This is a genomic window from Variovorax sp. MHTC-1 (genome assembly GCF_003984645.1).
GTDB lineage: Bacteria > Pseudomonadota > Gammaproteobacteria > Burkholderiales > Burkholderiaceae_C > Variovorax.
In genome coordinates, this window is the sequence record NZ_RWKI01000008.1 from 125,058 (window position 1) to 139,347 (window position 14,290).

The 14,290-nt window shown below is 62.6% G+C and carries 15 protein-coding genes and 1 pseudogene; 11 read left to right on the plus strand and 5 right to left on the minus strand.

All coding sequences use genetic code 11. The features are described 5' to 3' along the window. Positions 1-267: 267 nt before the first annotated feature. From EJI01_RS15740 to EJI01_RS15770, 7 genes are all read left to right on the plus strand, one after another. Complete coding sequence (locus EJI01_RS15740; RefSeq protein WP_126838085.1) at positions 268-1,545, plus strand: YcaO-like family protein; 1,278 nt, start codon at positions 268-270, stop codon at positions 1,543-1,545. A gap of 8 nt (positions 1,546-1,553) precedes the next feature. Continuing rightward, positions 1,554-2,693 carry a hypothetical protein gene (locus EJI01_RS15745; protein WP_185878935.1) on the plus strand — a complete coding sequence of 380 codons (1,140 nt, stop codon included), beginning with the start codon at positions 1,554-1,556 and terminating at the stop codon, positions 2,691-2,693. Between the two features lie 787 nt (positions 2,694-3,480). Beyond that, positions 3,481-3,951: a MerR family transcriptional regulator gene (locus EJI01_RS15750; protein WP_126838087.1), complete on the plus strand. Its 471-nt coding sequence runs from the start codon at positions 3,481-3,483 to the stop codon at positions 3,949-3,951. Next, positions 3,917-4,294 (plus strand): hypothetical protein, encoded by a 378-nt coding sequence (locus tag EJI01_RS15755; protein ID WP_126838088.1) that lies wholly within the window; start codon positions 3,917-3,919, stop codon positions 4,292-4,294. The genes EJI01_RS15750 and EJI01_RS15755 overlap by 35 nt, the downstream gene beginning before the upstream one ends. A gap of 19 nt (positions 4,295-4,313) precedes the next feature. Continuing rightward, positions 4,314-4,913 carry a FimV family protein gene (locus tag EJI01_RS15760; protein ID WP_126838089.1) on the plus strand — a complete coding sequence of 200 codons (600 nt, stop codon included), beginning with the start codon at positions 4,314-4,316 and terminating at the stop codon, positions 4,911-4,913. A gap of 403 nt (positions 4,914-5,316) precedes the next feature. Further along, positions 5,317-5,823, plus strand: a complete 507-nt coding sequence (locus EJI01_RS29685) for a DUF72 domain-containing protein (protein WP_126838214.1) — start codon at positions 5,317-5,319, stop codon at positions 5,821-5,823. 281 nt (positions 5,824-6,104) lie between these two features. Further along, entirely contained in the window at positions 6,105-6,833 is a 729-nt protein-coding gene (locus EJI01_RS15770) for a glutathione S-transferase (RefSeq protein ID WP_126838090.1), read from the plus strand. Here the strand turns inward: EJI01_RS15770 and rsmI are convergent. Beyond that, positions 6,830-7,768, minus strand: a complete 939-nt coding sequence (gene rsmI / locus EJI01_RS15775) for a 16S rRNA (cytidine(1402)-2'-O)-methyltransferase (protein WP_126838091.1) — start codon at positions 7,766-7,768, stop codon at positions 6,830-6,832. The genes EJI01_RS15770 and rsmI overlap by 4 nt on opposite strands. Here rsmI and EJI01_RS15780 point away from each other — a divergent pair. From EJI01_RS15780 to EJI01_RS15790, 3 genes and pseudogenes are all read left to right on the plus strand, one after another. After that, a pseudogene (locus EJI01_RS15780) lies at positions 7,768-8,165 on the plus strand (YraN family protein). The gene rsmI and the pseudogene EJI01_RS15780 overlap by 1 nt on opposite strands. 113 nt (positions 8,166-8,278) lie before the next feature. Next, positions 8,279-8,905 (plus strand): SIS domain-containing protein, encoded by a 627-nt coding sequence (locus tag EJI01_RS15785; protein ID WP_126838215.1) that lies wholly within the window; start codon positions 8,279-8,281, stop codon positions 8,903-8,905. After that, positions 8,902-9,639: a BON domain-containing protein gene (locus tag EJI01_RS15790; RefSeq protein ID WP_126838093.1), complete on the plus strand. Its 738-nt coding sequence runs from the start codon at positions 8,902-8,904 to the stop codon at positions 9,637-9,639. The genes EJI01_RS15785 and EJI01_RS15790 overlap by 4 nt, the downstream gene beginning before the upstream one ends. Positions 9,640-9,642: 3 nt before the next feature. On the opposite strand, the gene EJI01_RS15795 is transcribed toward EJI01_RS15790, so the two are convergent. The 3 genes from EJI01_RS15795 to EJI01_RS15805 form a co-directional block, all read right to left on the minus strand. Beyond that, complete coding sequence (locus EJI01_RS15795) at positions 9,643-10,563, minus strand: NAD(P)-dependent oxidoreductase (RefSeq protein WP_126838094.1); 921 nt, start codon at positions 10,561-10,563, stop codon at positions 9,643-9,645. Between the two features lie 136 nt (positions 10,564-10,699). Beyond that, complete coding sequence (locus EJI01_RS15800; protein WP_126838095.1) at positions 10,700-11,836, minus strand: PilT/PilU family type 4a pilus ATPase; 1,137 nt, start codon at positions 11,834-11,836, stop codon at positions 10,700-10,702. Between the two features lie 172 nt (positions 11,837-12,008). Then, on the minus strand, positions 12,009-13,052 hold the full coding sequence (locus EJI01_RS15805) for a type IV pilus twitching motility protein PilT (RefSeq protein ID WP_126838096.1): 1,044 nt from the start codon (positions 13,050-13,052) through the stop codon (positions 12,009-12,011). 39 nt (positions 13,053-13,091) lie between these two features. Between EJI01_RS15805 and EJI01_RS15810 the strand changes: the two genes are divergently transcribed. Beyond that, entirely contained in the window at positions 13,092-13,778 is a 687-nt protein-coding gene (locus tag EJI01_RS15810; protein WP_126838097.1) for a YggS family pyridoxal phosphate-dependent enzyme, read from the plus strand. Here EJI01_RS15810 and EJI01_RS15815 read toward each other — a convergent pair. Next, complete coding sequence (locus tag EJI01_RS15815; RefSeq protein ID WP_126838098.1) at positions 13,775-14,254, minus strand: Lrp/AsnC ligand binding domain-containing protein; 480 nt, start codon at positions 14,252-14,254, stop codon at positions 13,775-13,777. The two genes, EJI01_RS15810 and EJI01_RS15815, sit on opposite strands and share 4 nt — an antisense overlap. Between the last annotated feature and the right edge of the window lie 36 nt (positions 14,255-14,290).

Genomic DNA, 14,290 nt, shown 5'->3' on the forward strand with positions numbered 1-14,290 from the left:
GCCGCATGGGCACCGCTTACGTCATTTGTTCAAATGGGCTTCTCTTGGTTTCTCATTGAATGTTTGGCCTTTGTTACGGGTGCTGGCCACGGCCATGTAGGGAGAGTGAGTGAATATACATTTGGCGGTTCTGTTGTTGAATATACTATTCTCCCGGTTCCAGCCTGCCAGACATGTTTTCCCGCAACTCCCCCATTATTTTCATGGGGAACCGCTACGGTGGCTCCAATTGTCAAGTCCGGGCGCATAGACTAGAACGATCTACGAATGTCTGATCCTGAACGCTGGAGCGCTGCATTTGGTAGATTGAGGCCATTCATTGGCAATAAAACGGGGATAGTTCGGGCAGCCGGTTTTTTGCAACTGAATTATGACGATCCGCGGATCTTTGTTGCAACTTCGCAGCCTGCCAGATGCGGTCCATTACTTGGGAACGCTGCGCTGAACATCGGTGCCGCGGCGTCGCTCAACCCGGCGAGGGCTGCTGTGAGGGCGGTTGGGGAAAGCCTTGAAAGGTACGCCGCGGCGGCCTGGAGGCTCGCTGGCCCCGCAGCTTTTCGGTCCTCACCGGCCGATCTGCTCGCAGCCGGAAGTGACTTCGTGTGCGCCAGCGAAGTCTACCGCTTCGCTGAGGATCAAAAGCAAACCAAAGATTTTCCTTTTTCGTTTGCAGCAAATCAGGCACAAAACTGGGTAGTCGGTGTGCGCCTCATGACCGGCGAGCCAGCCTATGTTCCTATGAGTTGCACATTTGTTCCGTATGATTTTGTTGATTCTCAAGAACGCATGACACACATGCCCATCTCGACCGGATGTGCAGCCGCTGACAATTTGAGTTCGGCGACCTTGTCCGGCCTGCTCGAGGTCATAGAGAGAGACGCGTTCATGATTTCATGGCGAACGGGTCAGTTTGCGTACGTCGTGCCTCGGTCCTCTATTGATCAATGTAGGGGCGCTATTGCGGAATTGGTGATGGTGGCACAAGCCTCTGCTGATCAAGTGCGAGTATGGCAGTTGGACGGGCTCGCTGGAGTTCCCGTAGTGGTTGTGGCTCTGTGGGATGAAAAGAAGCCTTCTGGGTTGGCGGTTGGCGTTTGTGCCGCGGCGTCCAAAAATGACCGTATCCAAGGTGCATTCGAGGAAGCGCTTTTAACACGCGTAATGGTTCGGCACTCCGTAGAGTACCTAACTTGTACTCCCAGAGCGGAACGCCCGGCCTCTTTGCGAGAGCAAATGATGTGGCACGCATTGTCGGAGGATTTCCTTGACTCACCCCTATGGCGGGCGCCTACGCGAGAAGCATTGGATGACAAGGACGTGGCTTTAGAGCCGACTGTGCGAGCCCTCGAGGAAATGGGGCACCGCGTGTATGCCGTGGATATTGCCACAAGAGAATTGCGCTTGGCCGGGCTTTCCGTGATTCGGATTGTTGTGAGTGGGCTATGCCCATTGGACAATGACGCGCGGTATCCCCACTTAGGTGCATCACGCCTCAGCGGTTTTTGTCGCTCCTCGTTATATCTAGAGCCACATCCATTTCCTTAGAGACGATGATGGAGCAGCTCCGCATTGTTCAGCTATGCTCAGAAGGCATTTCGCCTCTTGTATTTGAGGCGCTATGGGGTGGTGCTTGGGTTTCGCTGGCGGACTTGATTCGACAACTCGGGTTTCACGTCAATATAAGCATACAACAGTCGCCGGTTAATGTTGAAGTAGCGTGGCCAGATGACCTCTGTAGTGTTCTGGATGCAGAGGTTCGTCGTCCAGAATATTCGGATGGTACTCCAACCATTTTCTTGTTTGTCGTGAAAGAAATTGCCTATCGGTCCGACAACAAGGAGTTGCATCCGCTAGGTTTGATGTTCGATTTTGGCGCGAGCGACACGGATCGACGGCCAAGAATGGGGCTGGCGATAGCCAGTAAACCAATCTCGAAGGAATCAGCAGCTCTGCAGCTTAGAACCTTGGCGCACGAAATTGGGCACTGCTTGAACCTATTGCACCCTATTGACGAGCAAAGACCTGTAGATAAATACATTATGACTCCCACTATGTCGCTGGTCCTCGCAGGCCTGCTGCCGGGAGAACCAATATTTCATCCGCTCGACGTTGAGTTTGCTTTAGAGACCGAACGCGAGTTCGTTGTGCCTGGAGGCCAACCCTTCGGCAGCCGACCAAACTCGCCAATAGACCCTGAAGGCATGATTGGTGAACTGCAGACCCTTCGCTTATGGGCAAATTATGAAGGAACCATCTTGGCACCAAGCAACTTCCCTGTTGTTCCGATCAGATATGAATGTCCATCAACCTTTGGCTCTGCACGGGCAGGGACATTTGAGTCCGGCGGGCTTCGTGTTTGGCTGAAACATTCTGGTAGCTCTAGCTTTGAACCAGTGCGGCCCGCATTATTGGATTGTTCGGCAACAAGCGTCGCTGATCAGAGCGGCTTTGCAGGCGAGTTTCCGTTGGTTCTTGCAAATGGTCAAGCGGAGAAAGCCTTGCCATATGAAATTTTAGCGTCCCTACTAGTAAATTGCGATCAAAGGAATGTATTATATGTTGGAAGGTTTCAGAGTACACTGCCTAATATCGATGCGCTTGGAAAATTTGCTGGACCTCAATTTGCGGATACCCATGCCTTGACTCGGGCCCCATTGCCAGAATTGCACTATTACTCTCGGCGTCAGAGTTGAGTGTGGTAGACGACGGATCCGACCGGTTCCCTTGGACTCTTCAGAATTTGAGGAACTGCGAGACAACGCCTCCTCAGGCCTTGTGGAGGCATTGCATTCAAGGCCCAAGGCTGGTCGACCAGCGAATTGCTCAACAGGCATGCGCAACGCTTGGCCGATATTGCGTGAGAACTTCATTGATGCTAGGGGCGGGAATGGATAGTGCGGGCTCGCTTCCACACAGATCACAGCTCATCACCAATCAGATACCTCGGCGCTCGTAGCCAGTTCCATCCGGTAAGTCAGGCCAGGTGACAGTGACTGTGCGAGTACGACGATATCGTCGCTGCGCCCGGTGAACTGGGCTTTGAAGGGCGGATCGCCTCGGCAGGCGACCACGGCGCAGTACGATGCACGCGGTAGCGGTCACGGTTTAACGGCTCGATCAACAGCTAGCTCGCGAGATGCTGCAACCAAGAAAGCGGTCCCACTGCCGCAGCCCTTGGCTCAGCGCCATCCCGCGCAGGAGGCGGCACTGGTGCTGGGCGCCGAGATCTACGGCTCCGTCCACCCGCTCGACGTGGTGCGGAAGCATCTTCCGGTCGGCAGCACGGCGCTCGAAACCGCCGGCGACGAAACTGGGCGCGCGTGCAGCCGGTTGCCGGCGGATCGAAGGCCTCGCATGCCGTGGCGGCGGCGGGCCAGCAGAGCCATGACCAGATGCCCAGTACTTTTGACCTATATCTGCAACACGCTTGACAGCGGGGCGAAAGGAGGTAGCCTCCGCCTTTAAGTGGAGCAGCACACCATGCAAGCCTCTGAACTTATGAAGCGTACCGACACGTCCGCCTCAGCTTTGAAGGAGTGGGTTCGGCGGGGCGTGGTAATTCCCGTATCCAGCAGACGCGGGCCTGGCAATCATGCGGAGTACGACGACGCCAACGTTATCGCGGTGATGGTCGCCAAGGTCCTTCAAGACCTGCACTCATCAGTGTTGCGTTATGCGCCGGCGTTTGCTGAGCTCCACGCGGGTTTGCGAACACGTTCGACAATCGAATGGCGTCAACTTAGTGTTGCCCTCACCCCGCACACAGTCGAGTTCCTGTCTGACCGCGCACCCATTTCTAGGGGTTGCATCATGATCGACTTGGACAAGTTGTCGGGACTGCTTGCGCCACCTGCGTTTGACCCCCAACTTCAATTCATATTCGGTATCGCCTCCGCTAATCAATGGAAGGACGTATATGCCAAAATTTCTGCGAAGTCTGCTGAGCATTGAGCTTGTGTTTTTTGTTTGCGCCGCGGCGGTGTTGCCTCTTTTTGAATCGGGCATCTGGAAAACGATCGTACCAATTTTGAGCCTAGTGCCTGTTTTTCTTTGTATTGCCTTCTGGCAACGCTTACGCTTTTCGGATGTGGCGTTGCAGACCTACTGTTTAGTTGCAGCAATGCTTGGGATTACATTCGTGGCGCTGCAGCTTCTATTTACGTCCAGCGTTTCCGCCTCTCCATCAAACTTAATATTGATAGCCGAAACTGCGCTGGCAATCGTCTTGTATCTCGCTTTACGGGCCCCGTCTGCCAAGCGATGGTTCTCCACAAGTGATAACACACAATTTTAGATAATTATGTGAGGAGCCTTTGGACAAGCTCTATGTCGGAACCATAACTGCAGTTGTCGATATTCCGCATTCCCATCCGCCGCTCACAAAAGATGAGGAGGCAGAGGTTGCTGCCGCGTTTATTGAACGCTTCCAACAGGTGCTCGCTTCACAAGTCTATCCTTTTGGCTTTGATTTTGAATTGGTGTCGTCGAGGCGAGGGTGCATCAAACTTAAATTTATGGTCTATTTGACGGCGGCAGTAGTTGCTGCCGGGACTGCCTTTGATTATATATCGAAGTACAAGGATTTTAGAGAATCTGTCCCAGCGCTCATCTCCGACGCAAGTAATGGGTTTAAATGCTACGTCCGCGACGACGAAATTGCCTGCAAAGCTTTTCTTCAAACGAATCAATTGTCTACAAGACTCTACGTTGTAGTCGAAGGCGATTCACTTTCAAAAATAGTATTAGACAAGTGGCAAGTGCCTCGTGCTCAGTCAAAGCAAGTGATGTATGCTGTGCTAAAACATTACCCCCAAGCGTTCATGAATGGTGATATTAATAAGCTCCGCGTGGGTGCAAAGATTTCGCTGCCTACGGAAGAAATGAAGAAGGGTGTTCCAGGAGGCAGTCGATAGGCTAAAACGTGTCCTTCGCCCCAGCGAAGTCGGGCTGCGCTTGGAACGGGACACTGGCGATGCCTTGATGTGACCGCAGGAGGCGAAGACCGCCGGGGGCGCGCTTACGCTACTACGCGTCGATCTTCCGCTGGTCGAGGTGATTCGAGCTACTACGGCATCCCGATGCCGACCAATGAGAGCTTTCGGTCGAGCGCACGCCCGAGGCGTTCACCGTCAACGCCAGGGCATTCCGGCTGCTCACCGGCCACCAGACCGACCCGGAAGGTTGCAGCACAGGGACATTAGCAGGCGCCGGGCACGACCAAGACCCTCTCGCTCTACTACCGCGACATGCTAGCTGAGCGTCGAGCCGTGGCGGCGCTTCCGCGAGGCCCTCACACCGCTTAGGTAGGCCGGCAAGCTGGGCTTAGTCCATTTCCAGGTCCCGCCCTGGCGGTGTGCAAACACAAAAATACAAAAACGTCATGTTACGCACTGCGTCGAGCGAATGGCGGGCCGCACCGCGAGCATCGAGTTTTGGCACCGGTCGTGGCTCGATGAGGCGCATCGCGCCGGCACGATCGAGTTCCAGCGCGGCCTCGGCGCAGTGCGCACCATCTTCGGCGGCCCGCAGGGCTTCGCGAACAGCGTGCCGCTATTGGCAGAGACGACGAACCCAGACTACGCCCTCGTGCACCTGCACCGTCGCAACGTGGGCGCCTCCAACATCGGGCGCGGCTTCAGCGGCCGAGCGCTTCGACTAAAACTAACCGGCCCACGACCTGCGCGAGATTATGGTCAAGGTGGTCCGCCCCGCACGCAAGGTCAAGCACACGCACATCATCCTCAACGACTGCAACGAAGACAAAGGTCAGCGCAACGGGATCACGCTCATGAAGATGCTCTTGGCGCACGGCCGAGCCGATGAGTGCTCCCGATCAATAGAGCCCTGCCGCCGGCGCGGGGCACACCACGCGACCGGCTCCCAGCTCGCGGAACGGCGCCGCGGCCACACCTGTTGTCGGAGTTGCTATGCTGTGGAACAGCGGCGGCCCTCATAACACGTTGCGTCCGCACGACAATTCGAAGTTTGTCGGTATTTTTGTCGGTATCCGGGAAGCCGAAGTCGTTTAGGTCCAGCATTCATGCGGGTTGCCAAGGGGTTTGTGATTCCTGGCGGCGCCTTCCCATCTCCACGCGGAGGGCCTCTTGACCTACCAACTCCACTACTGGCCCACCATCCAGGGCCGCGGCGAATTCGTACGCCTCGCGCTCGAGGCGGCCGGTGCCGCGTATGTCGATGTGGCGCGCGAGCCGCCGGGCAAGGGCGGCGGCGAAGCCGCGCTGGCGCGGCGGCTTGACGACGCGGACAATCCGCGCCCGGCCTTCGCGCCGCCCTTCCTCGTCGACGGCGACATCGTGGTCGGCCAGACCGCCGCGATCCTGCTCTATCTCGGCCCGCGGCTCGGGCTCGCCGGCAGCGGCGAGGCCGACGGGCTCTGGACGCACCAGCTGCAGCTCACCATCGCCGACATGGTGGCCGAGGCGCACGACACGCACCATCCGATCTCGAGCGGCCGCTACTACGAAGACCAGCGCGAAGCTGCACTGGAGCGCGCCAAGTGCTTTCGCGAAGAGCGGATTCCGAAATTCCTCGGCTGGTTCGAGCGCGTGCTGGAGCGCAATCCGGCGGGCGACCTGCACCTGGTCGGCGATGCGCTGACCTACGCCGACCTGTCGCTGTTCCAGCTGGTGGCGGGTCTGCGCTATGCCTTTCCGAAGGCCACGGCACGCGTTCTGGCCGACACGCCAGCGGTCGCCAAGCTGCACGCCAACGTCGGCCGTCGCCAGCGCGTGCACGACTACCTGCAGAGCCCGCGCCGCATCGACTTCAACGAAGACGGCATCTTCCGGCGCTATCCGGAACTCGACGGCTAATCGCTGGGCTCGTCGCGCAGCCGCAGCGCGCTGTCGTAGAGCGCGTTGCGCGGGGCGCCGCTGATCTCGGCCGCCAGCCGCACCGCGCTCTTGAGCGGCAGCTCCGCGAGCAGCAGCCGCAGCACGCGCTCGGCTTCTGCATTGCCGTCGTCCGCTGCCAGCGGCTTCGGATGCAGCACCAGCGCGAACTCGCCGCGCGTGCGGTCGCGGCTGGCCGCGAACCAGTCGGGCAGCGCGGCGGCGGCCACGGTGGCGATCTCCTCGAATTGCTTGGTGAGTTCGCGGCCGACCGTCACGCGCCGCTCGCCCAAAACGGCCAGCGCGCGCGCCAGCGCTTCGATGCGGTGCGGCGCCTCGAGCAGCACCACGCTGCGCGGCTCGGCGGCCAGCGCCTGCACGGCGGCATCGCGCTCGCCGGACTTGCTGGGCAGGAAGCCGGCGAACACGAAGGCGCCGCCCGCGTCGCCTGCGGCGACCAGCCCGGCCGCGCCGATCAGCGTCGTCACGCTGCTGGCACCGGGCAGCGGCAGCACGCGATAGCCTGCCTCGCGCACGGCCGCGACCAGGCGCGCGCCCGGGTCGCTCACGCCGGGCGTGCCGGCATCGCTGACGTAGGCGATGCGTTCACCGAGCTTGAGCCGCGCGATCACGGCCTGCGCCGCCTCGGCTTCGTTGTGCTGGTGCAGGGCGAGCAGCTGGGCCGAGGGGCGGTCGATGCCGTAGGCGCGCAGCAGGCTCTGCGTGTGGCGCGTGTCCTCGCAGGCGACGGCATCGACCAGCTGCAGCACCTGCAGTGCGCGCAGCGTGATGTCCGCCAGGTTGCCGATCGGCGTGGCGACCACGTAGAGCGCGCCTTCCGGATAATGCTGCGCACCCGCAGCATCGCGCGCGGCCTGCAGGGCGGCGCCGAACGAGGCGGGAGCGAGAGAGTTCAATGGGTTTTCTCCAGAACAAGACGGCAGGGAGGCATTTCGAGTGACGACCAAACAGCGCGGCGATGCGGCGGAAGACGCTGCGCTCGCTCATCTGCAGGCGGCCGGGCTGGTGCTGGTTGCGCGCAATTATCGAACCCCGGGCCGCGGCGGCGGCGAGATCGACCTGATCGTGCGCGATCCGCGCGACGGCACGCTGGTGTTCGTCGAGGTGCGCCAGCGCGCCAGCGCCACGCATGGCGGCGCGGCGGGCAGCATCACCAGCATGAAGAGGCGGCGCATCGTGTTCGCTGCGCGTCACTATCTGAGCCGGCTGCGCACGCTGCCGCCTTGCCGTTTCGACGTCGTGCTGGTGGAAGAGCGCATCGCGTGGATCCAGGCCGCCTTCGACGCGGATTGAGCACGCCGAGGGAACCGATGCGCTGCCCCATACTCAAGCGCATCAAGCGCATCAAGCGCATCAAGCGCAACACCTACGTCTTGTTTCAGAACCCGCAGTTATCATCCCGGCCCATGCTCGAGCAACGGATCCAGCAGCATTTCATCGACAGCGCGGACCTCAAATACCAGGCAGGTCCGCTACTCAGCAAACCGATTGCACAAGCGATGCAGGCGTTGCTTGCCTGCGTGACCAGCGGCGGCAAGGTCCTGGCCTGCGGTTCCGGCGTCTCGGGGCTTCTCGCTGCGCAGTTCGCCGCCCAGTTCGTCGGCCGTTTCGAGCGCGAGCGCCCCGAACTGGGCGCGATCGCACTGCCCGGCGACACCACCGACCCCGCCGCGGACACCGCAGACGCGAACGACGCGGACCGCTTCGCGCGCCAGGTGCGGGCCCTCGGCCAGGCCGGCGACGTGCTGCTGGCGCTGAGCGCCAGCGGCCAGTCGGCCGCGGTGCTCGCTGCGGTCGAGGCGGCGCACGCACGCGACATGACGGTGGTCGCCCTGCTGGGCAATGCCGCGGGCGGCGGTGCCAGCAGCAGCCCCGGCGGTGCCGTGGGGCGCGCGCTGCGCGAAACGGATGTCCAGATCTGCGTGCCGCACGAACGCGCGGCACGAATCCACGAAGTCCACCTGCTCGCGCTGCACTGCCTGTGCGACGGCGTGGACGCCCAGTTACTCGGAGAACAGGAAGGTTCCATATGACGAAGACATCCATCCGACGCCTCGCGTTGACCCTGACCGCGGGCGCCGCGCTGGCTGCCTGCCTCTCCGCCTGCGTGCCGCTGGTGGTCGGAGGCGCTGCGGTCGTCGGCGCGGGCATGGTGGCGACCGACCGCCGCAGCTCGGGTGCGCAGCTCGACGACCAGGGCATCGAGCTGCGCGGCGGCGCGCGGGTGCGCGAGATCGCCAACGACCAGATGTATGTCAGCATCACGAGCTTCAATCGCCAGGTGCTCCTGACCGGCGCGGTGGGCAGCGATGCCGACCGGCGGCGCGTCGAGGAGGTGGTGCGCCGCGTCGACAACGTGCGCTCGGTGGTCAACGAGCTGACGGTGGGACCGCCAAGCACCTTCCAGCAGCGTTCCAACGACGCATTCATCGTCGGCAAGGTCAAGGCTTCGCTGCTCGATGCCAAGGACGTGTTCGCCAACTCCTTCAAGGTCGTCGCCGAGCGCGGCACGGTCTACCTGATGGGCCTGGCCACGCGGCGCGAAACCGATCGCGCGACCGACATCGCGCGCGGCGTGTCGGGCGTGGAAAAGGTGGTGCGCGTGGTCGAGATCGTCAGCGAAGCGGAGCTCGCGAACCAGGCGCAGCAGGGCGGAACCGGTCCGGCGCCGGCCTCGCGTTCCAACGTGCCGCTGCCGCCGATGGAACCGCTGCCGCCGGCGGGATCACCGCCGCCCGGCGGCGCGACCGCCACGCCGGTTCGTTGATTCCTACTTGAGGCGAGTGATCAGGCTCGAGGTGTCCCAGCGCCGCCCGCCGGCCTGCTGCACGTCGGCATAGAACTGGTCCACCAGCGCGGTCACCGGCAGCCGCGCGCCGTTGCGCTTGGCTTCGTCGAGCACCAGGCCGAGGTCCTTGCGCATCCAGTCGACCGCGAAGCCGTAGTCGAACTTGCCTTCGATCATGGTCTTGCCGCGGTTGTCCATCTGCCAGCTCTGCGCCGCGCCCTTGCCGATCACGGCCAGCACGTCGTTCATGTCCAGGCCGGCGCGCTGGCCGAAGGCGATCGCCTCCGACAGGCCTTGCACCAGGCCGGCGATCGCGATCTGGTTGACCATCTTCGCAAGCTGACCCGCACCGCTGCCGCCGAGCAGGGTGACGGCGCGCGCGAAGGTCGCAATGACCGGCTCGACGCGTTCGAAGGCCGCCGCGTCGCCGCCGCACATCACCGTCAGCGCGCCGTTCTGGGCGCCGGCCTGGCCGCCGGAGACGGGCGCGTCGATGAACTGGAGGCCGCGTTCCAGCGCCGCCTTCGCGAGTTCGCGCGCGACGTCGGCCGAGGCCGTGGTGTGGTCGACGAAGACCGAGCCCGGGGCCATGCCCGCGAAGGCGCCGTCGTCGCCGAGCACGACCGAGCGCAGATCGTCGTCGTTGCCGACGCAGCAGAAGACGATGGTTGCGCCCGAGGCGGCTTCGCGCGGCGTGGCCGCAGGGCGCAGCGCGCCCTTGGACTGGGACGCGAATTCGTTTTTCCAGTCGGCGGATTTGGCGGCCGTGCGGTTGTAGACCGCGACATCGTGGCCCGCGAGCGCGAGATGGCCGGCCATCGGGAAGCCCATCACGCCGAGGCCGAGGAAGGCGACTTTCTGCGCGGGGACGGAGTCGTAGGTTTTGGGATTGAGGCTGCTCATGGGCGCAAGCTTAGCGCCGCCGCTGCTGGGCTTATTCCAGGAGCACCGTGGAACCGGCTTTGCCGGGCGGCCGCTGGTGTTGCCCCGGTGAGGGGGTTGGCGCAGCGACACGAAGTGCGCGAAGCCTGGGGGAGCGCTAGACAATCGCGAAGTGCTCGGTGCCGGCCGAGAGGTCGGTGGTGCGCGCTCGCTGGCTGTTGAGCTTGATCTGCAGGCGCAGGTCGTTGGCCGAGTCGGCGTTGCGGATCGCATCCTCGAAGGAGATCGCATTGGCTTCGAAGAGGTCGAACAGCGCCTGGTCGAAGGTCTGCATGCCGAGGTTGCGGCTCTTCTTCATGATCTCCTTGATCTCGCCCACTTCGCCCTTGAAGATCATGTCGGAGATCAGCGGCGTGTTGAGCAGGATCTCGACCGCGGCGATGCGGCCATGGCCGTCCTCGGTCGGGATCAGGCGCTGCGAGATCAGCGAACGCAGGTTCAGCGACAAGTCCATCAGGAGTTGCGCGCGCCGCTCTTCGGGGAAGAAGTTGATGATCCGGTCCAGCGCCTGGTTGGCGCTGTTGGCGTGCAGCGTGGCCATGCACAGGTGGCCGGTCTCTGCGAAGGCCACCGCGTGCTCCATGGTCTCGCGGTCGCGGATTTCGCCCATCAGGATCACGTCGGGCGCCTGGCGCAGCGTGTTCTTGAGCGCGGCTTCCCAGCTGTCGGTGTCGATGCCGACCTCACGCTGCGTCACCACGCAGTTCTTGTGCGGGTGCACGAACTCCACCGGGTCTTCCACCGTCACGATGTGGCCGTAGGAGTTCTCGTTGCGCCAGTCGATCATGGCGGCCAGCGTGGTCGACTTGCCCGAGCCGGTGGCGCCCACCAGGATGCACAGGCCGCGCTTGGTCATCGCCACGTCCTTGAGCACCTGCGGCATGCCGAGCGCGTCGATGGTGGGCAGCTTGGCCGGGATGGTCCGCATCACCATGCCGACCTTGCCCTGCTGCACGAAAGCGTTGACGCGGAAGCGGCCGATGCCGGTGGGCGAAATCGCGAAGTTGCACTCCTTGGTGCGCTCGAACTCGGCCGTCTGGCGGTCGTTCATGATCGAGCGCGTCAGGGCCAGCGTGTGCTGCGCGCCGAGCGCCTGCTGCGACACCTTGGTGACCTTGCCGTCGACCTTTATCGCGGGCGGAAACTCGGCCGTGATGAAAAGGTCGCTGCCGTTGCGGCTCACCATGAGCTTGAGAAGTTCGTTGATGAACTGGCTGGCCTGATCGCGTTCCATGCTGATAACTCCTAGTTCAGATGACGGGCATCGCCGAGGAAAGCGCGACGTCGAAGATTAGTCCCATTCGGGAAACACCGCGCAACCGGCTTCGCCGGGCCGCTGGTGTTGCCCCCGGAGAGGGGGTTGGCGTAGCGACACGAAGTGCGCGAAGCCTGGGGGAGAGCCACATTCACCCCGGGAAGTTTTCTGGGATCTTGGCCTTGCCGCGCGCTTCGGCGGCGGAAATGACACTGCGCCGCACCAGGTCGGTCAGGTTCTGGTCGAGGGTCTGCATGCCCTGGCCGCTGCTGGTCTGGATCGTCGAGTACATCTGCGCCACCTTGCCTTCGCGGATCAGGTTCCGGATCGCGGAGGTGCCGAGCATGATCTCGTGCGCCGCCACCCGGCCCTGGCCGTCCTTGGTCTTGCACAGTGTCTGCGAAATCACGGCCTGGAGCGACTCCGACAGCATGGCGCGGATCATGTCCTTTTCCTCGCCGGGGAACACGTCGATGATCCGGTCGATGGTCTTGGCGGCCGAGGAGGTGTGCAGCGTGCCGAACACCAGGTGGCCGGTTTCCGCCGCGGTCATCGCCAGGCGGATGGTTTCGAGGTCGCGCATTTCGCCGACCAGGATCGCGTCCGGGTCTTCGCGCAGCGCCGAGCGCAGCGCGTTGGCGAAGGAGAGCGTCATCGGCCCGACCTCGCGCTGGTTGATCAGGCACTTCTTCGACTCGTGCACGAACTCGATCGGGTCTTCCACCGTCAGGATGTGGCCGTACTCGGTTTCGTTCAGGTAGTTGACCATCGCCGCCAGCGTGGTCGACTTGCCCGAGCCGGTGGGCCCGGTCACCAGCACCAGCCCGCGCGGCTTGAGCGCGAGGTCGCCGAAAATCTTCGGCGCGTTGAGCTGCTCCAGCGTGAGGATCTTCGAGGGAATGGTCCGGAACACGGCCGCCGCGCCGCGCGCCTGGTTGAAGGCGTTCACGCGGAAGCGCGCCAGGCCGTCGATCTCGAACGAGAAGTCGACCTCGAGGAACTCTTCGTAGTGCTTGCGGTGCATGTCGCTCATGATGTCGTACACCATGGCGTGCACCGCCTTGTGATCGAGCGCGTCGACGTTGATGCGCCGCACGTCGCCATGGACCCGGATCATGGGCGGCAGGCCGGACGAGAGATGCAGGTCCGAAGCCTTGTTCTTGACGCTGAAGGCCAGCAGTTGGGTGATGTCCACGAAGCTCCTCGGTGACGTTTTGATACGCTTTTGACGATTATGACGATGATTGGTGACAAGCTCCAGCAAGTTCGGGCCCGGCTCGTGACGGCATGTACGGCCACCGGCCGCGATCCGGCGAGCGTGCGCTTGCTTGCAGTGTCCAAGACCTTCCCGGCCGAGGCCGTGCGCGAGGCACGCGCCGCCGGACAGATTGCCTTCGGCGAGAACTACGTGCAAGAGGGCGTGGCCAAGATCGAGGCCCTGGCCGATCTGCGCGGCGAGCTCGAATGGCACTGCATCGGCCCTCTGCAGAGCAACAAGACGCGGCCGGTGGCCGAGCATTTCGACTGGGTGCACAGCATCGACCGGCTGAAGATCGCCGAGCGCCTGTCCGAGCAGCGGCCGGCGCATCTGCCGCCGCTTCAGGTGTGCCTGCAGGTCAACGTGGACGGCGGCACCAACAAGTCCGGCGTGCCTGTCGAGGAGGCCTTGCAACTGGCGCGCGCTGTGGCGCTCTTGCCACGTTTGCGGCTGCGTGGGCTGATGGCGATCCCCGAACCTGCGCCGGATTTCGAGGCGCAGCGCGCGGTGTTCCTGCATGCGGCCGTTCTTTTCGAAACGCTGCGCACGGCGGGGCTCGAGCTCGACACGCTCTCGCTGGGCATGTCGGCCGATCTCGAAGCCGCGGTTGCGGCGGGCAGCACGATGGTCCGCGTCGGGACGGCGATCTTCGGCACCCGCTAGAAGCCCAGCGGAATCCGCGCGCTGCTTTTCACTTCTTCCATCACCGCATAGGTCCGCGTCTCGCGCACGCCGGGCAACTGCCACAGCACCGTGCCCGCGAACTCGCGATACGCCGCCATGTCGGCCATGCGGGTCTTGAGCAGGTAGTCGAAGCCGCCCGCGACCATGTGGCATTCCATGATCTCGTCGCGCACTTGCACCGCGGCCTTGAACTGGTCGAACACGTTGGCGGTGGTGCGGTCGAGCAGCACCTCGACGAAGACGGTGAAGCCGCGGCCGAGCTTGTGCGGGTCCAGCCGCGCCTCGTAGCCCTGGATGAAGCCCTCGCGCGTGAGTCGCTGCACGCGCGCCAGCACGGCGGTCGGGGACAGCGAGACGGTCTCGGCCAGCTTGAGATTGGATATTCGGCCATCGTCCTGAAGAATCTTCAGGAGTTTCATGTCGATCCGATCGAGATTGGCTGCTTCGCTGTTCATGGCTGGAGAATTATCCAGCGAGAGCCCGATATTTGG

Coding starts and splice junctions, on each gene's coding strand:
- EJI01_RS15790 (WP_126838093.1), top strand. CDS start 8,902: ATGACGAAGACATCCATCCGACGCCTCGCGTTGACCCTGACCGCGGGC.
- EJI01_RS15740 (WP_126838085.1), top strand. CDS start 268: ATGTCTGATCCTGAACGCTGGAGCGCTGCATTTGGTAGATTGAGGCCA.
- EJI01_RS15785 (WP_126838215.1), top strand. CDS start 8,279: ATGCTCGAGCAACGGATCCAGCAGCATTTCATCGACAGCGCGGACCTC.
- EJI01_RS15800 (WP_126838095.1), bottom strand. CDS start 11,836: ATGGAACGCGATCAGGCCAGCCAGTTCATCAACGAACTTCTCAAGCTC.
- EJI01_RS15795 (WP_126838094.1), bottom strand. CDS start 10,563: ATGAGCAGCCTCAATCCCAAAACCTACGACTCCGTCCCCGCGCAGAAA.
- EJI01_RS15750 (WP_126838087.1), top strand. CDS start 3,481: ATGCAAGCCTCTGAACTTATGAAGCGTACCGACACGTCCGCCTCAGCT.
- EJI01_RS15745 (WP_185878935.1), top strand. CDS start 1,554: ATGGAGCAGCTCCGCATTGTTCAGCTATGCTCAGAAGGCATTTCGCCT.
- EJI01_RS15815 (WP_126838098.1), bottom strand. CDS start 14,254: ATGAACAGCGAAGCAGCCAATCTCGATCGGATCGACATGAAACTCCTG.
- EJI01_RS15755 (WP_126838088.1), top strand. CDS start 3,917: ATGCCAAAATTTCTGCGAAGTCTGCTGAGCATTGAGCTTGTGTTTTTT.
- EJI01_RS15810 (WP_126838097.1), top strand. CDS start 13,092: ATGACGATGATTGGTGACAAGCTCCAGCAAGTTCGGGCCCGGCTCGTG.